The 21,383-nt window shown below is 56.4% G+C and carries 19 protein-coding genes and 1 pseudogene; all 20 read right to left on the reverse strand.

All coding sequences use genetic code 11. From position 1 onward, the window contains the following. Positions 1-2: 2 nt before the first annotated feature. Positions 3-662, reverse strand: a complete 660-nt coding sequence (rpe, locus tag FYJ63_RS01005; RefSeq protein ID WP_154542875.1) for a ribulose-phosphate 3-epimerase — start codon at positions 660-662, stop codon at positions 3-5. Further along, the gene (locus tag FYJ63_RS01010) at positions 652-2,112 is read right to left on the reverse strand and encodes an RsmB/NOP family class I SAM-dependent RNA methyltransferase (RefSeq protein ID WP_154542877.1); all 1,461 of its coding nucleotides are present in this window, start codon (positions 2,110-2,112) and stop codon (positions 652-654) included. Before FYJ63_RS01010 ends, rpe begins: the two co-directional genes overlap by 11 nt. After that, entirely contained in the window at positions 2,109-3,071 is a 963-nt protein-coding gene (gene fmt / locus FYJ63_RS01015) for a methionyl-tRNA formyltransferase (RefSeq protein ID WP_154542879.1), read from the reverse strand. The genes FYJ63_RS01010 and fmt overlap by 4 nt, the downstream gene beginning before the upstream one ends. Positions 3,072-3,101: 30 nt before the next feature. After that, a complete protein-coding gene (locus tag FYJ63_RS01020; protein ID WP_154542881.1) occupies positions 3,102-5,162 on the reverse strand; it encodes a primosomal protein N' family DNA-binding protein in 2,061 nt (686 codons plus the stop codon). Further along, positions 5,163-6,356, reverse strand: a complete 1,194-nt coding sequence (gene metK, locus FYJ63_RS01025) for a methionine adenosyltransferase (protein WP_154542883.1) — start codon at positions 6,354-6,356, stop codon at positions 5,163-5,165. A gap of 14 nt (positions 6,357-6,370) precedes the next feature. After that, on the reverse strand, positions 6,371-7,027 hold the full coding sequence (locus FYJ63_RS01030) for a phosphopantothenoylcysteine decarboxylase domain-containing protein (RefSeq protein ID WP_154542885.1): 657 nt from the start codon (positions 7,025-7,027) through the stop codon (positions 6,371-6,373). Positions 7,028-7,037: 10 nt separating this feature from the next. After that, a complete protein-coding gene (locus tag FYJ63_RS01035) occupies positions 7,038-7,586 on the reverse strand; it encodes a flavoprotein (RefSeq protein ID WP_277027285.1) in 549 nt (182 codons plus the stop codon). Then, on the reverse strand, positions 7,576-7,863 hold the full coding sequence (rpoZ, locus tag FYJ63_RS01040) for a DNA-directed RNA polymerase subunit omega (RefSeq protein ID WP_154542887.1): 288 nt from the start codon (positions 7,861-7,863) through the stop codon (positions 7,576-7,578). Before rpoZ ends, FYJ63_RS01035 begins: the two co-directional genes overlap by 11 nt. 39 nt (positions 7,864-7,902) lie before the next feature. Beyond that, a complete protein-coding gene (gmk, locus tag FYJ63_RS01045) occupies positions 7,903-8,472 on the reverse strand; it encodes a guanylate kinase (RefSeq protein ID WP_154542889.1) in 570 nt (189 codons plus the stop codon). Positions 8,473-8,475: 3 nt separating this feature from the next. Continuing rightward, a complete protein-coding gene (gene mihF / locus FYJ63_RS01050; RefSeq protein WP_154542891.1) occupies positions 8,476-8,787 on the reverse strand; it encodes an integration host factor, actinobacterial type in 312 nt (103 codons plus the stop codon). A gap of 79 nt (positions 8,788-8,866) precedes the next feature. Beyond that, positions 8,867-9,748, reverse strand: a complete 882-nt coding sequence (pyrF, locus tag FYJ63_RS01055; protein WP_407717223.1) for an orotidine-5'-phosphate decarboxylase — start codon at positions 9,746-9,748, stop codon at positions 8,867-8,869. 54 nt (positions 9,749-9,802) lie between these two features. Then, positions 9,803-13,129 (reverse strand): carbamoyl-phosphate synthase large subunit, encoded by a 3,327-nt coding sequence (gene carB / locus FYJ63_RS01060; RefSeq protein ID WP_154542895.1) that lies wholly within the window; start codon positions 13,127-13,129, stop codon positions 9,803-9,805. Continuing rightward, positions 13,129-14,364, reverse strand: a complete 1,236-nt coding sequence (carA, locus tag FYJ63_RS01065; RefSeq protein ID WP_420846006.1) for a glutamine-hydrolyzing carbamoyl-phosphate synthase small subunit — start codon at positions 14,362-14,364, stop codon at positions 13,129-13,131. Before carA ends, carB begins: the two co-directional genes overlap by 1 nt. 54 nt (positions 14,365-14,418) lie before the next feature. Beyond that, positions 14,419-15,732 carry a dihydroorotase gene (locus tag FYJ63_RS01070; RefSeq protein WP_277027276.1) on the reverse strand — a complete coding sequence of 438 codons (1,314 nt, stop codon included), beginning with the start codon at positions 15,730-15,732 and terminating at the stop codon, positions 14,419-14,421. Beyond that, positions 15,729-16,697: an aspartate carbamoyltransferase catalytic subunit gene (locus FYJ63_RS01075; RefSeq protein ID WP_154542900.1), complete on the reverse strand. Its 969-nt coding sequence runs from the start codon at positions 16,695-16,697 to the stop codon at positions 15,729-15,731. The genes FYJ63_RS01070 and FYJ63_RS01075 overlap by 4 nt, the downstream gene beginning before the upstream one ends. Next, positions 16,697-17,287: a bifunctional pyr operon transcriptional regulator/uracil phosphoribosyltransferase PyrR gene (gene pyrR, locus FYJ63_RS01080; protein WP_277027603.1), complete on the reverse strand. Its 591-nt coding sequence runs from the start codon at positions 17,285-17,287 to the stop codon at positions 16,697-16,699. Before pyrR ends, FYJ63_RS01075 begins: the two co-directional genes overlap by 1 nt. Before the next feature lie 109 nt (positions 17,288-17,396). Further along, entirely contained in the window at positions 17,397-17,801 is a 405-nt protein-coding gene (locus FYJ63_RS10980; RefSeq protein WP_195839295.1) for a response regulator transcription factor, read from the reverse strand. Positions 17,802-18,554: 753 nt separating this feature from the next. Further along, positions 18,555-20,132 carry a YfcC family protein gene (locus FYJ63_RS01090; protein ID WP_154542907.1) on the reverse strand — a complete coding sequence of 526 codons (1,578 nt, stop codon included), beginning with the start codon at positions 20,130-20,132 and terminating at the stop codon, positions 18,555-18,557. Positions 20,133-20,179: 47 nt separating this feature from the next. Then, positions 20,180-21,169 (reverse strand): carbamate kinase, encoded by a 990-nt coding sequence (gene arcC / locus FYJ63_RS01095; RefSeq protein ID WP_154542909.1) that lies wholly within the window; start codon positions 21,167-21,169, stop codon positions 20,180-20,182. Positions 21,170-21,171: 2 nt separating this feature from the next. Beyond that, positions 21,172-21,383: pseudogene (locus FYJ63_RS01100) on the reverse strand (ornithine carbamoyltransferase); the annotation flags it as partial.

Here is a 21,383-nt window from a genome sequence, read left to right on the forward strand (position 1 = left end):
GGTTACGCCAGCGGGTTCTCGGCTAGTTTCCGCAGGTCAGCAATGGCCTCGACCGGATTGCGTTTGAAAACGAAGGAACCGGAAACGATGACATTGGCTCCGGCTTTCACAACTTGGGCCACTGTCTTGTCATTCACTCCCCCATCGACTTGAATGTCGGTGTCGAGACGCGCTTCCTCCACGAGTTTCCTGAGGCGCTTAATCTTGGGTAAGACTTCGGGAATGAAACCCTGTCCCCCAAACCCGGGCTCGACGCTCATCAAAGTGACTTGGTCGAAACGACCCAGGATGTCTTTAATGGCACTAACGGGCGTGGCGGGATTCAAGGCGATTCCCGGTTTCGCCCCCAAGGAGCGAATCACCTCGGCGGTGCGAACCGGCGCCTTGGAGGCCTCCAGGTGGAAACACACGATGGCGCAGCCTGCCTTGGCATATTCCGGAGCCCAACGGTCGGGGTCCTCAATCATCAAATGGGCATCCACCGGTAGCTTTGTTGCGTTCAAAACGGCCTGAGCGGTAGGAAGACCCCAAGTGAGGTTCGGAACAAAGTGGTTGTCCATAATGTCCAAGTGAACCCCGTCCGCGGTCTTGATGGCGGCAAGTTCCTCAGCGAACTTCATCTGGTCGCAATTCAACACTGACGGATAGATCTTAGTTTTCATGGGTTTCCTGCTTTCTCATTAGGGCCATAAACATGGCATCGGTGTCGTCGCGGTCCGGCCACAACTGGAGGAAAGGCCCGGGACCGAAATCGTGGGCGGGATTGACGGCGGCGAGTTTCGCGAATTCGGTAGCGTCCAGAAGTTCCAGGTCCTCGCGTTTTTCGAGGACAGACTGTACCAGGGCTCGCGTCTCGGACAGGTGGGGCGAGCACGTCGCGTAGGCGAGCACTCCCCCGGGCTTGGTGGCTTGGGCGGCGGAGTGGAGAAGGTCTCGCTGCAGTGGGGCGAGATCTTGTAAATCTGCGGGCTGTTTACGCCATCTGGCTTCGGGGCGGCGCCGCAGGGATCCGAGTCCGGAACATGGTGCGTCAACCAAGACGCGGTCGGCTTTCCCGGGGTGTTTCGCTCCGAAATCGCGTCCGTCACCGGTGATGACAGTGACGGTATCCCGGAGCGCCTTTACTGAATCTTTCACCAACTCCGCGCGGTGTTCGGCAACCTCGTTGGCGATTACGGAAACGTCCTTCTCCTTCGCGAACCCGGCCAAAAGAGCGGTTTTCCCGCCCGGACCCGCACAGAGATCCACCCAGGTCCGCTCGGTTCCGGAAACGGGAACCGCGGTCAAGATGTCCACCAGGAATTGGGAACCTTCATCCTCCACTCCGGCGTATCCCCTGGTCACGAGACGTAGTCTGCGCGGATCGCCTCCGGAAATCACGACGGCCTCGCGGGAAAGCTCTCCCAGACGCGTATCCACATCGAGATAGGTTTCCGCAGCAATCGCGAGTTCATCGGCGGTAACAAGGGTTGGCCTAGCACTTAGCGTCACATAGGCGGGGGCGTTTTGGGCGTGAAGCAGTTGCGGCAGCTCCGCGGCTTCCCGTCCAGAAGCCACCAGGGAGTCCTTGAGCGCCCAGACGATCCACTCCGGATAGGAAAACGCCACCGCCAGGGATTTTTCTTCGCTCAAACCGGCAGTGATGAGGTCCAACCACTCCTCGAGAGGCTTCTGCGTAACTCGACGCAACACGGCATTAATCATGCCGGCCGGCCCCGAACTAATTCGGTCGCGAGCCAGATCCACGGAAGAATCCACGGCCGCATAGTTTTCCACCCGCATCCCGAGAATCTCGTGGGTTCCCATGCGAAGCACCGTCATGACTTCCGGGTCGAGTTCCTTTAGCGGCCGGTCAGTTAGCCGGGAGAGAATCGCATCGTAGCGCCCCTGGAGACGCAGCGTCCCGTATGCGAGTTCAGTCGCGAAAGCAGCGTCACGGCGATTGAGATGATGGCGTTCGATTTCGATGGGAAGAACGAGATTCGCGAAAGCGTCATCTTCCTCGACTCTCCGCAGCGTTTGGAAAACAGCGTCTCGGGGCTGGTCGCGGCGGGCTTTGGAGCGGTATTGATAGCCCGTGCGGCGGTTATTGAAAGTGCGGTCGCGGTTCAAGAGGCAGCTCCTTGTTTAGGGGAGCTAAACGTCATACCGGCTTCGAGTCGTGCTCCCCTCGCCCAGGCATCAGCCGTCATGTGTTTTTTCCCCGCCGGAGCCACCGTGTCGAGGCATACCGGATGGGTTCCGGTTCCCACCCAGACTTCGTGGCGAGTCAGGAAAATCTCCCCGGGGCTAAGGGTTTGGAGAGGCATTGTGACTTCGGGGTTTTGGGCCAGCACTCCCACTTTGAGGCGCAAGTCACCAAGTAAGGTCCAAGCTCCGGGCGAGGGAGTGAAACCCTTGATATGTCCGTCAATCAAGGTGGCGTCTTTAGTCCAGTCGATTTGGCCCTCACTCGCGGTGAGCTGCGGGGCGTAGGTGACGCCGTCCTCGGTTTGGGGCGTGGGCGGGGTGCCGGAGGTGATTTTTGTAAGCGCAGTTTCCAGCGGGACTTCGGCGAGATTTCCCAAGACCGTGAGAAGTTCTCCGGCAGAGGCTTCGTTCGGGATTGCCACCGGCAAAGTGGCGTAAACGGGGCCAGTGTCGAGGGCGAGCTCGAGTTGGAAAACCGTGATTCCGGTTTCTTTGTCTCCGGTCTCCAAGGCGCGCTGAACCGGCGCGGCTCCGCGCCACCGCGGCAGGAGGGAAAAGTGGATGTTGATCCAGCCGTGGGTGGGAAGATCCAAGATGTTTTGGGGAAGGATTGCTCCGTAAGCCACCACGACCCCTAGGTCGGGAGCCATTTCTCGAATCATCGCCTCGGCGTCAGGATTATTTTTTAGGGACTTGGGTTGGTAAAGCGGAAGATCGTGTTCCACCGCGAACTGTGACACCGCAGATGGCTGAGGTTTCCGCCCCCGACCCTTGGGGGCATCGGGGCGCGACAGCACTCCGACCACCTCGTGGCTCGAATCCAGCAAGTATCGCAAGGTCGGCAAAGCGGCGTCTGGGGATCCGGCAAAAACAATTCGCATGGGACTATCTTACCTGCCCTGGTTAGGGCATTAGGCGACTTGGCCGGCGGGGTCGGCAGGATCGATTTCAACCAGGAGATTGCCCGTCGCTCCGGATTTGAAATTGAGGGAGCGGAGCACTTTCCCCAGGGCCTCGCTTTCTTTGAGGGAAACCGAGACGAAAGCCGCCTCGAATCCCGGCTGGGTGCTGGATTCTACCGGACCTAAGACTAGAGCCTCGGGAAGCACAAGTTGTAGTTCCTCCAGAAACCCAGCGAGCTTCGGAGCCTGTAACAGGGCCGTCCGCCACGCGGGCGCAAAGTGCCCCACCTGGCGCTCCCGCAAATCAACCTCCGCCGCCCCCCAGGGATCCCAACGGATGAGGCTCTGCTCCCACAGGGTTCCCAAGGGCTCGGTAACAAACACGGTTCTTCCCGGCGCCACCAGCGCCGCGGCAGCCAAAAACCGACGCATCACTTCTTGAGCCGTCCACAGCGCGGTTCGGGAAGCCAACATGTGGGCTCTGAGAATCAGCGCCGCCTGGTAGCCTCCCGCCGCCACCGGTTCCGCCCCCGAGTTCGCGATCACGAGACGCGGCTCGTCCCCGATTTGGCTCAAAAACCCCGCCCCAGGTTTGGAAACCAACACCGGTATGTCTTTGAACATTCGCCCGATGTCTTCAATGACGGTACGTGATTGCAGCAAGCGCCCCCGCACTTTCGAAGACCCGCAGTTGTGGCACACAAAATCGGTTTCTATAGCCCCGCAGCGACTACATTCCAAACGCGACCCGTTGAAACTCAACGGACCCCCGCAGACCCGACAGATGGCGTTGGTGCCACAGTTCACGCAACTGACCACCGAAAACTTGCTATCCCGCGGAATCAGAACCAGAACCGGACCGCGCCTAAGACCTTCGCGAGCAATCTTCAAGGCTCGCGCCGGAATCAGCATGGCAGAAGTCGGGCCCTCCCACATTTGCCCCTCAAAATCGAGGAACTGGAAGCGGGGGGTCGCGGCGCGCAGAGTGTCACGCGTGGGGGCGAGTTTGCGCGCAAAACCGCGCTGGACGAGCTGTAAGTCCCCCGCACTGACGGAAAAATGCGCGAAAACCAGCGCACGACCCGTTTGCGTCGCCCGCTGCAAAAGCACCTGCCGCGCTGAGAAGTTAGGGAACATGTCGGAACTCAGAGACAAAGCCATATCGTCCCAACAGAAAAACAAACCCGGGAACCGCAGAGGCAGGAACACTCCCCCGCGCGTCGCCACGATGACTGCGGCGCGTCCGAACCTGGCTTTCAAAAAACTCTCGTAGGCAGACGTCTGGGGCATGGTCGAAGTGTAGAGGGCAATTGAGTCTTCCCGACCGACAAAATAGCGCCGTAAAAACAGGTAGGCCTCGCCGGCTTCTTCTGCGGTGGGAAGAATCAAAAGCGATTGTTCTCCCCGATCCCACACTGGTTTTACGAGTTCCGCGAGAGGCAAAAACCGCGCGGGAAGCCCCGCCTTCCGAAGCGTCGAGGGTAGCTCCCCACTCGCGGTCCCGTCCACTCTGGGCAGCGCGGAAACCACCGCGCGCGGATAGCCCCCTTCTTTGAGTTCCGAGAGGAACTCTTTACCTCCCTCATAACTTGCCCAGGTTCCCCCGTCCTCATCCACTGCGGGAGCCGAAGTCGTCAAATCCAGCGGCTCTGTCTCAAAGTCGGCTTCAATCTTGGCGCGACGCACCGGCAGGGCATAGCGCAACAAAACCCCCGGTCCGGTTCCGTAATGGAGCGAAACCGTTTCGAGTAGTTCCAAGGTTGACTCATCCAGGAGTGGCCAAGGGCTCACCACTCGCCGGATCTCCTGCAGGGGCTTCAACCAGTCAGTGCTGTCTTTTCGCGCGGCAATGACGCCCGTATATTCTTTCCCGCTAACCTTGACTTTAACGAGGCTCCCGACCTGTGCCGCCGCGTCGAACTTCGCGGGAACCACAAAATCGAGAGCCCGAGAAAGCTGGGGCGCGAAAGTGTTCAACAGCACTGCCGCTACCGCGTTTTCGACACCCTCCACCGTGACCTTCCGCGGTCCTGGGTTCTCAAAGCCTTCGAGCGGCAGCAACCCCTCCATTTACTTGAAGAAATTCTTGAGCGCGTCGACCCGGTCGGTATTCTCCCAGGTGAAGCCCTCTCGCCCGAAATGACCGTAGTTTGTCGTGTAGCGGAAAATCGGACGGGTCAAATCCAGGTCGCGAATAATCGCGGCGGGACGCATGTCGAAAACGGACTGGGCGGCGGCGGCAATTTTCTCATCCTCCACGACGCCGGTTCCGAACGTGTTCACCGCGAAAGACACCGGATGGGCTCGACCAATGGCGTAGGCGCTTTGAATCTCGCACCGCTTCGCGAGCCCCGCGGCGACGATATTTTTCGCAATCCAGCGCAACGCATAAGACGCGGAACGGTCCACTTTTGTTGCGTCCTTACCGGAAAAAGCGCCACCGCCGTGGCGAGCCATCCCGCCGTAAGTGTCGACTATAATCTTTCTTCCGGTCAGTCCGGAGTCAGCTGCCGGCCCGCCGATAACGAATTTACCGGAGGGATTCACCAAGACCTCGGCCGCCGAGGTGTCGAGGTCAAGATCCAGCCCTTCGAAAACCGGACGGATGACTTCGGCCTCCACCATGGCGTGAAGCTCCGCTTGAGTCCGGTCGGGGTTGTGTTGGGTGGAAACCACCACGGTCGAGAGAGCCCGGGGAACATCGTCCTCGTAAACGATACTGACCTGGGTTTTTCCATCAGGCCGCAGTCCGGAAACAATCCCGTCTTTGCGAACCTGGGCGAGACGTGCCGAGAGTTTATGAGCGAGCCAAATCGGCATCGGCATAAGATCTGGGGTTTCATCGCAGGCGTAACCGAACATGAGACCCTGGTCTCCCGCGCCTTGCGCATCCAGCGGATCAAAATCTTTCGCAATCTTGCGGGTCTCTAAGGAATGCGTCACCCCCGCTTCGATGTCCGGCGACTGCTGGTCTAACGACACCATGACCCCGCAAGAGCGTCCGTCGAAGCCGATATCCGAAGACGTATAGCCAATCTGAGAGATTTCGTGGCGCACAATGTGGGGGATTTCCACATACGCTTCGGTTGTCACCTCGCCCATCACGTGGACCAAGCCGGTGGTGATGAAGGTTTCCACGGCGACGCGCGCGGCGGGATCTTGTTCCAAGATGGCGTCCAAAATCGAGTCGGCTATCCGGTCACAAACCTTGTCAGGATGTCCTTCGGTGACAGATTCAGAAGTAAAAGTAAGAGTTTTGCTCATGAAGTGAATTCTAGTCAGTTTCGAGCTATTTTGCCCGCGAGATGGAGCAAGACTTTTCCGACCTCGTATTTTGTTCCGCTGGCCTCGCCGATAATCTCCCCGCGGTCATCAAAAAAATACAGCGTATTTGTCTGGGTTCCAAAACCGAGGCCTTCTCCCACCTGGTTTACCGCCAGCAGGTCGGCGCCTTTCGCTTTGGCTTTCAAACTCCCTTGGGTTTTCACCTCGTCCACCGAACCCGTGAGCGCCCCGAATCCCACAATAACCTGCCCCGCTTGGCGCCGAGACAACAAAGTAGCCAAAACATCGGGGGTTCTCTCCAGTTCCAGGACTGGAATCGTGTCACTGTGACGGGTGATTTTTCCGCTCACGCGAATCGGGCGAAAATCCGCCACGGCGGCGCTTTGCACAATCAAATCCGCCTCGCGAGCGGCCTGGAGCATTGCCGTGAGCATCTCATCGGCGGTCTCCACTTCCACCACCGAAACTCCCGAAGGCACCAAAGCGGTCTCCACATTGGCGGCCACCAAAGTGACTGCCGCGCCTAAATCCTGAGCCGCTCGCGCTATCTCACAGCCCTGACGTCCGGTCGAGCGATTACCAAGAAACCGCACCTCATCCCAGGGTTCGCGGGTGCCACCGGCGGAAACAAGAACGCGGGCAAAGTCCATGGGGCGATTCCTACCATCCGAGGGCCGCGCGGAATTCACTGACGATGGTTTCCGGCTCGCTCAACCGTCCGACCCCCTCGGTGCGGTCTGCTAGAGAGCCCGATTCGGGACCGATAAAATGCCAGCCGCGCTCGCGAAGCACGCCAACGTTTTCTTGAGTGGCGGAGTTGTTCCACATGGTCGGGTGCATGGCTGGGGCGAGAAACCGCGGACAGTCAACGGTTATCGCCGCGAGAGTAAGGAACTCTTCGGCCAGACCCATCCGGAATCGAGCCATGAGGTCTGCCGTAGCACCGACGACCAAGAAGGCCTGGGCGCGTTCCGCTACGGAAACATGGGTGATTTCGTCGGGCTTTTCAAACACATCCACGTGGATGGGATGGGCGCTTAATGATTCCCACGTGGCTTTCCCCACAAACTGCAACGAGGCTCGAGTCGGACACACCCACACATCGAGACCCGCCTTGGTCAAGAAGCGCAACACTTCCACGCCTTTAAAGGCGGAAACGGAGGCTCCCACCCCGAGAATCATCGGGGGACGCAAGGACTCATTCTTCACTGTCTTCAGTCTTATGAGGATCTTGCAGTTTCATATCAAGCATCCCGTCGGCTATCTCGTGCATCGCGATAGACAGGGGCTTTTCGCGGGGCTCGTGATCCACGAGAGGACCAATCGTATCCAAAAGACCGGCTTCGAGCTGTTGATTGTAGGTGTTGATTTGACGCGCCCGCGCTGCAGAAAACGCCACCAAGGCATATTTAGAGTCAACGTGTTCAAGCAAGTCATCAATCGGCGGATTGGTGATTCCTTCCGGATGGGCTACTGTTCCCGTCATTAAATCCTCTTCTTTCTAAGGTTTCAAGAGCATCTTATTCTATGCCAAACCCATGATTTTAGCCAATGCGAGAGTCGCGTTTTCAACTTTATCGTTGACGATAACCTCATCGAACTCCCCTTGCGCAGCCAGCTCCACTTTGGCCGTCGCCAAACGACGTTGCTGTTCCTCGGCACGCTCAGTCCCCCGCCCCGCTAGACGATGCACCAGCTCATCCCAGGAGGGCGGTTTCATGAAGATGGAATGCGCTTCGGGGCGGGCCGCCTTCACCTGATGGAATCCTGCCAGGTCAATCTCCAACAAGACTGGAAGTCCTCGTCGCAAAGCGTCATCCACCGGCGCCGCGGGGGTGCCATAGAAATTCTGGTGGTGGACTTCGGCCCACTCCAACATTCCACCGGAATCAATAAGCCGCTGGAATTCTTCGTGGGAAACGAAGAAATAGGATTTTCCTTCCACTTCTCCCGGACGGGGATCACGGGTGGTGGCTGACACTGAAAGATAGAATTTTCCCGGATATTTTTCCGACAGAGAACCCACCACTGTTCCTTTACCAACAGCAGTGGGTCCGCAGAGAATGAACAACCGGGCGTTTGCCCTGTCGTTCATCGGTTATCCAAAGCGCTTGATGAGTTCTTCGGTCTGGTGAGGACCAAGGCCACGAATACGACGAGCCGGAGAAATCCCAATTTCTTCCATCGCTTGGGCTGCGGTCTTGGCGCCCACGCGGGGAAGAGATTCCAGCAAGGAAACCACTTTCATCTTGGCCAAGGCTTCGTCTGAGGCGGATGCTTTCAAGACTTCGGAGAGGGTTTTCTTGCGGTTTTTCAAATCGGCTTTGATTTCCGCACGATGTTTGCGCGCGGCTGCGGCCTTTTTCAAGGCTTCGGCGCGCTGCTCAGCGGTGAGGGAAGGAAGTGCCATGCTTTAACTCCTGATTCAACCTATTAACTGACTGTGTAAAGGTTAGATAATCAACCTTTACCTTATCCTATACTGAAAATTAGCCCGCGAGTATGGCTTTTAGAGAAACTAAATTATTTGAAAAAGTTTCTTGCAGGCCTTTCGGATCCGGACCTTGGCGAAGAATCCCTCGAGAACTCGAGATAATGACCCGATTTGTTGCCGCCCCGAAAAGCTTGGCAATGTCTTGTGACGTGCCCCCTTGGGCTCCGAACCCGGGAACCAGGATGGGGCCGTTGGTGTCTTGTAGGACCTCTTCGAGGCCCTGCATCCGCTCGGCAACCGTGGCTCCGATCACCATACCCACGTGGCCCAACTGGCCTTGGCTGGCGCTTGTTGAATTCTCCGCAGCGACCTGGGTCATGATGTTTTCCGCAACTGAGCGCCCACTGTCCGCCATCATCGCACCCTGCAGAGGCCCCGCCTCCGGATTGGATGTGAGGGTCAAAACGAAAACCCCTCTACCGCGCTCACGCGCGAGATCCAAAGCGGGACGAAGCGACTCGAAGCCGAGAAACGGACTCACCGTCATGGCGTCGGCTACGAGAGGCCCATCTCCCAGGTATGCCCGCGCGTAGGCGCTCATGGTGGATCCGATATCCCCGCGTTTCACGTCAGCTATCGACAGTGCCCCCACGTCCTCTATCGCCCGCAAAGTTGCAGTTAGCGCCGAGATCCCGGAAGAACCGTACTCTTCGTAGAGCGCGGACTGGGGCTTGAAGAAACCGCAGACATCTCCGAGCGCGTCTAGAACCCGCATCGAGAAATCCCACACTCCGGCACCGCTTCTGGGTAAGCCCCAGGCTTCCAACAGCTCCGGATGAGGATCAATCCCGACACACAGCGGCCCACGCTCCGTGCGCATTTGTTGAAAACGTTTCCCGAATGACTCCTCGACCGCAGTTTCTTCCATCATCCTCATACCTCTCTGAAACGGAATTCGTGTCTGGTGACAGCGAAAAATACACTTCTTGTATTATCGCCTGTCACGGTCAGTTTCGCGAGCCTTTTCGAGTTCGATTTGCCGGTCTTGCAAACAGCGCACGGTAAATTGTTGACCTTGGTGGAGGAAATCCATCGCCTGGACCGCAATCTGCAACGCTTGCACGGTCGTGATTACCTGTTTATTCGAGGTCGCGGCCGCAGTCCGAATCCGGTAGCCGGCTTCACGAATCCCCTTGCCGTGTTCCGGGGTGTTGATGACCATACCGACCTCATCGGACTTCACAAAAGAACTGAACTGGGTATCACCCTCGGGGTGTCGGCCTTCGCTGTCTTTTTGAATCAAGGTGACGGGGATTCCGTTGCGCTGCAGGACGCTCGCGGTGCCTTCCGTGGCGACGAGTTTGTAGCCGAGCTGGTTCAGGCGCGAACAAGGGAGAATAATGTTGCGCTTGTCGCGGTCAGCCACGGTAACAACTACGGTTCCTGACGTGGGAAGGCTTCCAACCGTGGCTTCTTGGGATTTTGCGAACGCCATCGGAAGATTCGTCCCCAAGCCCATCGCCTCACCGGTGGAACGCATTTCGGGGCCGAGAATCGTATCGACCATGTTTCCGGAAAACGTCCGGAACCGCTTGAACGGGAGGACGACTTCTTTCACGGCAATGTCGGGGTAGGTTTTCCAATCAGCAAAATCGCCTTCGGGTAAAACCCCGCGAGTACGTAGCTCCGCGATTGTCGTCCCGCACATGACCAGCGACGCGGCCCGAGCCAATTCCACTCCGGTGGCTTTCGCAACGAAAGGCACCGTGCGGGAGGCGCGAGGATTGGCCTCGATAATATAGAGGGTTCCAGCCGTAATCGCATACTGAATATTGATCAAACCGACCGTCCCCACTCCGGCCGCAATCGCCTCGGTGGCGCGGCGAATCTGGCCAATAATCGTTTGAGACAGGGTCGGGGGCGGTAAGACACAAGCCGAGTCTCCAGAGTGAATTCCGGCTTCTTCAATGTGTTCCATCACACCGGCGAGGTAAAGTTCGTGACCGTCATAGAGCGCATCGACGTCAATCTCGATGGCATCATCTAAGAACCGGTCAATCAGCAAGGGGCCGGCGCCGATTCCCGCAGTGTCCGGCCCATTGCGGTCTAAATAATCTTCGAGATGTTCGGGGCTGAAAATAATCTCCATGCCTCGCCCTCCCAAAACATAGGAAGGCCGAGCGAGAAGTGGGAATCCGATTTCCTTGGCTACCTCCCGCGCCCCGGCGTTGGAGGTGGCCGTTCCGTGAGCGGGGGCAGCCACACCGGCTGCGGTGTAGACCCGCTCGAATTCTTTACGATCTTCAGCCAAATCGATGGCCGCAGCTTGGGTTCCTAGAATCGGGACTCCGGCCTCGGTCAACTTCCCGGCTAAAGCCAGCGGAGTCTGTCCACCGAGTTGCACAATCATGCCGGCGATGGGGCCGCAGGCCAACTCCGCCAAATACACTTCGTAAACGTCTTCGAAAGTCAGCGGCTCGAAATACAGTCGGCTCGCGATGTCATAGTCGGTTGACACGGTTTCAGGATTGCAGTTAATCATGATTGTGTCGTATTTGTCTTTCAAAGACGTTGCGGCGTGAACGCAAGAATAATCGAACTCGATGCCCTGCCCGATGCGGTTTGGCCCCGAACCAAGAATAATCACCGCCGGTTTTTCGCGCAGCGTGACCTCGGTGGTGAGGTCGTAGCTTGAATACCGGTAAGGGGTGTTGGCCTTGAATTCGCCCGCGCAAGTGTCGACTTCCTTATAGACCGGATGCAGCCCGAAAGCATGGCGAACCTCCCGCACGGTTTCCTCGCTGATTCCACGAATCGCGCCGATCTGTGAGTCCGAAAATCCGTGACGTTTCGCCTCCCTCAGTAGCCGCGGGGAGAGCGTTTCGGCTTCGCGAATCCGATCCGCCAGCTCGCAAAGGAGGAACAGTTGGTCAATAAACCAAGGGTCGATCTTGGTGGCCGCGTGGATGTCCTCCAAGGAGGCTCCCCCGCGAATCGCGTCCACGACCTGAACAATGCGATGTTCGGTGGGGGTCTTGATGGCCTCCAGGAGCTCCGCGGTTTCGGCCGCGTCCGGTGCCAGTTTCGCAAAGTCGAAAGTCGAGGCTTTCTTGTCCAAAGAACGCAGCGCCTTTTGCAAAGCCTCGGTGAAGTTCCGCCCAATAGCCATGGCTTCACCAACAGACTTCATGGTGGTGGTCAAGGTGGGGTCACTGGCTGGGAATTTTTCAAACGCAAAACGCGGGGCTTTCACGACCACATAGTCCAGGGTCGGCTCGAAAGAAGCCGGAGTGGATCGGGTGATGTCGTTGGGGATTTCATCAAGGGAATACCCTACCGCGAGGCGCGCCGCGATCTTCGCAATCGGGAAACCGGTGGCCTTCGAAGCCAGCGCAGAAGAGCGCGAAACCCGCGGATTCATCTCGATAACGATAATCCGACCGGTCTCAGGATGAACCGCGAACTGAATATTACAGCCACCCGTGTCAACCCCGACTTCCCGAATCACCGCAATCCCGATATCGCGAAGTTTCTGGAGCTCGCGGTCGGTCAGAGTAAGCGCCGGAGCGACCGTAATCGAGTCACCCGTATGGACCCCCACCGGATCCAGGTTTTCGATAGAACAGACGACGACAACATTATCTTTCTTGTCGCGCATGAGTTCGAGCTCGTATTCTTTCCACCCGATGATTGCTTCTTCGAGAAGAACCTCTGTGTTGAGCGAGTCCGCTAGGCCCGCTCCGGCGATACGCTCCAAGTCCGCTTCGTTGTAGGCGATGCCCGAGCCGAGCCCGCCCATGGTGAAAGACGGTCGCACCACCAAGGGATAGCCGAGTTCTTTAGCGGCAAGGTGACAATCTTCCAGGGAGTGGGCGATTTGGGAACGCGCCACTTCCGCGCCGCAACGCTCCACTACTTCCTTGAACTCTTCGCGGTCCTCACCGGCTTTAATCGCATCGGCATTCGCGCCAATGAGTTCCACTCCGTATTTTTCAAGAATCCCAGCCTCAGTCAGTTCAATCGCCGCGTTCAAGGCGGTTTGTCCCCCGATAGTGGGAAGGAGCGCATCGGGACGTTCAATGGCGATGATTTTTTCCAAGAACTCCGTAGTGATCGGCTCAATATAGGTTCGATCCGCTATTTCGGGGTCGGTCATGATCGTGGCCGGATTGGAGTTCACCAAGATAACTTTGATGCCTTCGCTGCGCAGCACTCGACAGGCTTGAGTGCCGGAATAATCGAATTCGGCGGCTTGACCAATCACGATTGGCCCTGAGCCAATGACCAGGACAGAGTTTATATCTTCACGTTTCCCCATTAGTTATTACCTCTCTGGGTGCTCTGGCGATGAGTGAGCATTAGATTCAAAAAGTCAGTAAAGAGATGGCTCGCATCGTGGGGTCCCGCCGCCGCCTCCGGATGGTATTGGACGGAGAATGCCGGAATATCAAGGCATTTCAGCCCTTCCACCACGTTATCGTTCAAGTCCACGTGGGTGACTTCCGCCCGCCCGTACTGGCCCTCGTTATAGGGGGTCAGAGAGGGTTCATCAAGGGGCATATCCACTGCGAAGCCGTGGTTGTGAGAAGTGATTTCTACCTTTCCAGTAGCGCGATCCAGCACCGGCTGGTTGACCCCGCGGTGACCGTAGACGAGCTTGTAGGTGCCATAGCCTAGAGCGCGACCCAGCAACTGGTTTCCGAAACAAATCCCAAAGTAGGGCAAGCCGGAATCGAGAACGCTGCGCAGAAGCTCAATCTCACGGGTGGCAGCCGCCGGATCTCCGGGTCCATTGGAGAAAAAAACTCCGTCCGGATGCACGGATTGCAGGTCTTCCAAAGTCGAGCTGGCGGGGAAAATATGGACCTCAACCCCGAGACTCGCCAGAATCTCCGGAGTGCGGGATTTGATGCCGAGATCCACCGCCGCCAGGGTTGCCAGCGGCGGTTTATCTTCGAACTGCCCGCTAGGGGCAATGACGTAGCGAGAATCAGTCGTGACTTCGCTGGTCAATGCGGCACCAGCCATCTGGGGACTGTCGCGCACAATAGACTGCAAGGTGGCAATTGCGTGGGGCTCGAGTTTCGATGCTCCGACAGGAAGGGAATCTGCGGAAAAAATGCCTCCGCGCAGCGCGCCTTTTTCCCGAATGTGCAAGGTCAGTGCCCGCGTATCCAGGTCACAAATCCCGACTATCCCTTGATCAACGAGTTCGTCTTCCAGCTCTCCTTCGGCTCGCCAGTTTGAGGCTCGCCTCGCGGGGTCGCGAACTACGAATCCGGCTACCCAGATACGGGATGACTCGGGGTCGGTCGTGTTCATGCCGGTGTTGCCGATATGCGGAGCGGTCATGACCAGAATCTGTTTGTGGTAGCTCGGGTCGGTTAAAGACTCTTGGTAGCCGGTCATACCCGTGGTGAAGACGACCTCACCCAGAGTACGACCGGCAGCACCAAAAGCCTTTCCGCTCAATGCGAAACCGTCTTCCAAGACAATAACCGCATCTGGTCGATCCATGAGTAAATCAGGTGTTTTTGAGCCAGTATTTTCCATTATTTCTCGAGACTGTTCCGCAATATTCATGCTTTCGTTATCCCCTCAGGGTTCTCACTTTCGTTCGGCTAGCGGCACTGCCACCAGGTCGAAGATTGTGAAAGCACCCGACAGCATCGTGTATTTGACCTGACCGGGAAGTTCCATTCCCAGATACGGGGTGTTGGTTGACTTGGAATGCTGGGAGTCAAGCGCAATCGTGCGTTTCACACTCGGATCCAACAAGGTCAGATGCGCCGGAGCCCCGAGGACAATCCCCTGACCCTGATCCGCTACCCGACCGATTTGAGCCGGAGTGGTGGACATGATGCGAGCCACATCTGCCCAGTTGAGCTTGCCGGAGTCAACCAGCACTTTCTGGATAATCGGCAAGGCGGTTTCCAAGCCAATCATCCCGAAAGCCCCAGCCTGCCATTCGCAGTCCTTGGCTTCCAGCGGGTGGGGGGCATGGTCGGTTCCGATGCAGTCGATAGTGCCGTCAACCAGACCCTCGATAACAGCCTCCACGTCTTCAGAAGTCCGCAGCGGAGGGTTGACTTTATAGCGCGGATCGTAGGTTCGCGCCAGTTCCTCGGTCAAGGAAATGTGGTGCGGGGTGGCTTCGGCGGTAACTTTGATGCCCCGCGACTTTGCCCAACGCACGATATCGACCGAACCGGCCGTGGAGAGGTGGCAGATATGCACCCGCGAGCCCACGTGGGAGGCCAACTGAATATCGCGCAGAATAATGGCTTCCTCAGCCACGTCCGGCCAGCCGGTGAGCCCGATCTCGGCAGAGAGCGGGGACTCGTTCATTTGAGAGCCCTCGGTCAAGCGAGGGTCTTGGGCGTGTTGGGCGACGACCCCGTCGAAGGTCTTCACGTATTCCAAAGCACGGCGCATCAAGACCGGATCCGACACGCATTTACCGTCATCGGAAAAGACCGTAACGTGTGCATCCGAGCGGTTCATTGATCCGAGGTCAGCCAGGTGCTTTCCTTCCAGACCTGCGGAGACGGCTCCGACCGGTCGCACCTCCACCCAGCCGGCGAGTTTCCCAAGGTGCTGAACCTGCTCGACGATACCGGCGTTGTCTTGAACCGGATTCGTGTTCGCCATCGCATGCACACAGGTGTAGCCGCCATAAGCCGCGCTCAAAGTGCCGGTTTCTACTGTTTCGGCGTCTTCGGAGCCGGGTTGGCGCAGGTGAGTGTGGATATCCACCAAACCGGGAAGTGCTTGCAAGCCGCTAGCGTCAACGGTTTCGTATCCCTGGTCAAGAGCCTCGGTGGCATTTGCACCCAAGCCGACAAAGCTGCCGTCTTTCACGGCAATATCACTGTTATTTCCATCCGGCAAGGTTGCACCGGTAATCAAGTACTGTTTCACAGCAGGCCTCCTTCCGGAGCGAGCAAAAGGTATAAGATAGCCATCCTCACGTTGACGCCATTGGTGACTTGTTCCACGACAACGGATTTGGCGGAGTCTGCAGCCTCGGCGCAGATTTCCATCCCGCGGTTCATCGGACCGGGGTGCATGATGACGGTTTTTTCCGGAAGCCCCTCAAAGCGAGCGTGGTCCAAACCGTAAGCGCGGTGATATTCACCGACGCTCGGGAAATAGCCGCCACCGGCGGCGCTCATGCGCTCGTTTTGAACCCGCAGCATCATGACAGCATCGGGGTCGGTAGCCAGGGCCGCATCCAGGTCATAGCTGAAATCGCAGTTCCAGCCCTCGACTCCGACCGGCATCAAGGTCGGCGGACCCACCAGGGTCACGTGAGCCCCCAGGGTATGCATGAGATCCACGTTGGAGCGAGCCACCCGAGAGTGGAGAATATCGCCCACGATAACCACATTCGCCCCCGCGAGGTCTTTACCGGCAAGGTCTCCCCCGCTGGCGCCCTGGAAGTGGCGACGCAAAGTCATGGTGTCCAGTAGCGCCTGGGTTGGGTGCTGGTGTTCGCCATCTCCGGCGTTGATGACGGGAACATCGGACCATCCGGCATGGGCGAGACGGTAGGCCGCTCCGGAAGAGCGGTGACGAATCACGATGCCATCGACTCGCATCGCCTGCAAGGTTAGCGCCGTGTCTTTCAGGGATTCACCCTTGGACACGGAAGAACCTTTGGCTGAGAAGTTGATGACGTCGGCGGAGAGACGCTTGGCTGCGGTTTCGAAAGAAATCCGCGTCCGGGTGGAATCCTCAAAGAAAAGGTTCACTACGGTCTTTCCGCGTAAAGTCGGTAGTTTCTTTACCTTCTGGGACTGGGTCATCGCCATGGCCTCAGCGGTATCGAGAATTTTCACAGCTTGCTCGTGATCGAGGTCAGCGGCTGATAGTAGGTGTCGCATTAGTTTTCCTCCCCCGTATTGTTGGTGTCATTAGTGCCGGAGATGACGACCGCGTCATTTCCGTCGAGTTCTTTGAGTTGAACCAGGACCTGTTCGTTTCGAGAAGTGGGGAGGTTTTTCCCCACGTAATCGGCGCGAATCGGAAGTTCGCGGTGGCCGCGGTCAACCAAGACGGCCAACTGAACGCCCTTGGGGCGGCCGTGGTCATTGATGGCATCAAGGGCGGCGCGAATGGTTCGACCGGAGAACAAAACATCATCGACCAGGACTACCGTCTTCCCATCGATGCCACCTTCCGGCATAACCGTCGGCTTGGGGACACGAATGGGTTGGCGGGCGAGGTCGTCTCGATAGAGCGTGATGTCGAGGGCACCAACCGGTATCGGGGTTTGAGCGACTTCTTGGAGGAATGTGGCCAAACGTTCGGCGAGTTGGACGCCACGAGTGGGGATTCCCAAGAGAACAATCTCATCTAGCCCGGAGTTTTTCTCCACGATTTCATAGGCTAGGCGTTTGAGAGAACGGGCAATATCATCACTGCCCAACACGGTTTTATCCATGTCTTTCCTTTCTGCCTCACAGGGCGGGATTAAAGGGTTTTGACGAAATCCATGATATACACTCCTCCAGCGCGCCTCCAAAACTGCACTCCGAGCGCGTGTCTCGACGAGACTAGTGGGGAAAAGGCGCAGCTTCGACTCAATTCATCAAGTGAGAGTGCCAGAAATCGCTGATGATTTCGTTGCGGCTAGCCCTTCCGGTTTTCTTCAAGATGTTGTGGACGTGAACCTTCACGGTCGTGACCTCGACGAACAGTGCGCTAGCAATTTGTTGATTCGTATCACCCTGCACAATCTTTACTAAAACCTTACTTTCAGCCGGAGAAAGTTTGTACTTTCGAGAATAGAGACCCGCCTCTTCGAGAACGAACTCGTCTTCGTGAGATAAATCGATAGTGGGAGGCTGATTCATGTGTAGGCGCAAAATGTAGACGGCACGGAGGGCTATATACCAAACTACAAAAAGAATAAAGGCGTTTTCCGCAAAATTCCTTTCGGGAAGGAACGGCCACTGAGAAAGATTGTTGAGCGAAGAATATACCATGAAATAAAGATTCCAAATGATGGTCGCTAAACAGAGCACGAAGGAAACCAGAAAAAATATGGATTGTTTTTTAATTAAAACTTTCTTTACTCTATTTTTGGTGAGAAAGTAATAGATGGCAACGCACGAAAACAGTGACAGAAAACCGATAGCTCTCGCGGTGAAGAAGAAAAATTCTCGCCACATTGGATCCGAGATTCCGAAATAGAAAAACAGGCTCAGGACTATGAAAGACAGCGAGGGAATCGCGATCCACTTGAGGGGAAGGTTGAGGTAAGAAAACGTTATATACCAGGTAAAAATGATGAGGAGAGCTCCGAGAAGGATTGACTCGTAGGGGCCCGTTATCGTGTAGGGGTTGACTGCTTGGTGTGGAAATAGGTTACTCAGCAGAGAAGACCGGAAAACCAAAGCAATGTCGAAAAAATAGATAACGCTCAAAATTGCGGAACCTAGATAGGTTTTTCTACGGGAGATGGTAAATGCTGAAAAAGAAATTGCGCCCGCAAATGCCGCTAAAAGCATAATGGTAAGCGTGTAGTAGAAAAGCCATGCAGTCAAAGTGCCTCCCTCACGAGCTACAACCACCACATTATAAACCAAAATCGCTATCAACATTGATAGCTAGACCACCGTAGCCATATACAGATGTACAGTACAGTTCTGTATTATGTTTCCTACACTGTGACAACCGGTGCGATAGTTTCTCTAAAGGGAAAACTACCGCACCGGCGCCATGTTAGCCTTGGAGAATTACGCCCCGTAGATGAGCGTCTGGGCTACCAGCATCGCACCTCCGAAGACCAAGACGAATACCACCATGGGCCACACGAACTTTAGCCAGTGGCTGTACTTCATGTCGAGCATCTGCAATGTGGCCATCACCAGTCCCGTGGGAGCCAGATACAACATGGCGTACTGTCCCCACTGGTAGGCGCAGACAATCACCCAACGCGGGATTCCTACCGAATCCGCCAGCGGCGCCATAATCGGCATGGAGAGAACCGCCAGCCCCGAGGAGGAAGGCACCACGAAGCCGAGCACGAAGAAAATCAGCAACATGATGATGATAAACAGCGGCCCGCTCATGCCGGACACCAGGTGCGTGGCTCCATTTAGAATCGTGTCCGAAATGTAGCCTTCATTCAAAACCGAGTTGATGCCACGAGCCAGACCGATAATCAGCGACACCGCCACCAGGGAGGAGGCTCCATCCGAAAATGCGTCCACCAACTGTTTTTCGTTCAGTCGGTCTTTGCCGATGAGAGCGAGGAACATGATGACAATCACGATGGTCAGGAAGGAGGAGGCCATCAGCGGGAAACCCCAGTGTTGCGCCATGACGCCCCACACCATGATGGGGAAACCGATGAAGAACAGCAGGAGAATGAGTTTCCGTTTCCAGGTGAAGGGAACCACCTCCGTTTGAGTCATTCCCCACTGGGCTTCGTATGATTCCTTGTCCTCGTAGGTGTAGGAGAATTTTGGATTCGCTTTGACCTTCTTGGAGTACCAATACAGGTAACCAATCACGACGACGGCTCCCACGATACATCCGGCGACCCGCCACCCCAGGCCTTCGGTGAATTGAATGCCCGCCGCATTGGAGGCAATCACCACCGAGAATGGATTGATGGTGGACATGGTGGTCCCCATAGAACCGGCGAGGAATATGGCCCCAACTGCGATGATGGAGTCATATCCCATCGCTATGAAAATGGGACACATGATGGGATAGAAGGCTACGGCTTCTTCTTCGAGGCCGCAAAGCGTTCCCCCCACAACCATGAACAGGGACATGGCAAAGACCAAAACGAATTCACGGCCCTTGGTCTTTTTCGTCAGAGCCATCAAGCCGGATTCGAAGGCTCCGGTAGCCCTGACGACGCCTATCAGGCCTCCCAGGGTAAAGATAAAGACCATGATGTCTACGGCTTCCATAGTACCGTTGACCATGGAAAGGGTAATTTTGTCTAAACCGATCGGATTTTGTTCGAGCCTCTCATAGGTTCCCGGGATCGAGATTGGCTTGGTGATTGCACCGTTAGCAAATTGCTGGTAGTCAATCTGGACTCCCAATTTGTCTAAGGATTCTTGGTTACCGGGAACTGTTTCGACTTCCCCTTGCGGGCTGGTTACGGAAAAGGCCTTGGTTTCGGTGTCGTAACTCAATTTGGAGTATTGACCTGCCGGAACGAACCAGGTCGCGAAAACTGCAATGATGGTAAGAAAGAACAGGATTGTGAATGCGGTGGGTACTTTGAGCCGAAATCCTTTTTTCGGCTTGGTGGGAACTGTTGTGGTAGCTTCATCGTCAACGCTAACAGCCATGGTGATTCTCCTCAGAAAGGGTTGGAAAATGGGATATATAGCAAGTGCTATGCGGCAACATAACCAACCTCGGTCATGTGCATGCTTTTATAGCTGTGTGGGGTAATATCATCGGACCCGCCGTAGTTGCCTCCGGGGGTGATGATGGTGCCGGCTTCGCCTTCGATGATTTTTTGGGCATCAGCCAGTTGGCCAATCGCCGCCACATCTCCGGTTAGTTCCACGAATCTACAGGCAGCTTCGACCTTGGGTCCCATCGAACCGGCAGGGAAACCGCCTTGTCGCATAGCGTGGGGACTACTGCGATGGATCTCTTTTTGATCGGGTTTCCCGAAGTTTTCCATCACGGCGGGGACATCGGTGAGAATCATCAAGAAGTCTGCCTCGAGATGTTCGGCCAACACCGCCGCAGTCAAATCCTTGTCCACCACGGCCTCGATGCCTTCCAGCTTTCCCTTATCGTTGCGGATGACGGGAATACCGCCGCCGCCAGCACAGACCACAACCGCTCCGACTTCGAGCATCCGGCGAATGAGCCGCGTCTCCACGACCCGTTGCGGCCAGGGAGAGCCCACCACGCGTCGAAAATAGTCGCCGTCGGCTTTCATCTTCCATCCGCGTTCAACCTCTAGACGGCGCGCTTCCTCCTGGTTATAGACTTGGCCGACGAACTTTGTCGGGTTGTCGAAGGCCGGATCTCCCGCGAGAACGAGGGTTTGATTCACCAAAGCGGCAACCTGGCGTCCCGGGAGGTTGTTTTGCAAAGACTGCAACAGCCAGTAGCCAATCATGCCTTGAGTCTGGGCCCCGAGAGTATCAAAAGCATACGGCGCGCTCAGATTCGTGTCGTTGGCAGATTGCAAAGCCAGCACCCCGACCTGGGGGCCGTTACCGTGAGTAATCACCACTTCGTGTTCCTCAGCCAAAGGAGCCAGCTGCTTGATGGCCGCTTCCACATTCGCAATCTGCGTGGCGGCGTCGGGTTTTTCGCCGCGGCGTAACAGGGCGTTTCCACCTAGTGCAATAACGATACGCATGTTTACTTCTCTCCCAAGGTCGCAACCATCACAGCCTTAATGGTGTGCATCCGGTTCTCGGCCTGGTCAAACACCACCGAAGCCTTACTGTTGAACACGTCATCAGTCACTTCCAGACCATCCATCCCGTAGGTCTGGTAAATATCCTCACCAACCGTCGTGTGACGATCATGGAAAGACGGCAAGCAGTGAAGGAACTTCACATTCGGATTCC

This window comes from Mobiluncus porci (assembly GCF_009695935.1).
Classification (GTDB): domain Bacteria; phylum Actinomycetota; class Actinomycetes; order Actinomycetales; family Actinomycetaceae; genus Mobiluncus; species Mobiluncus porci.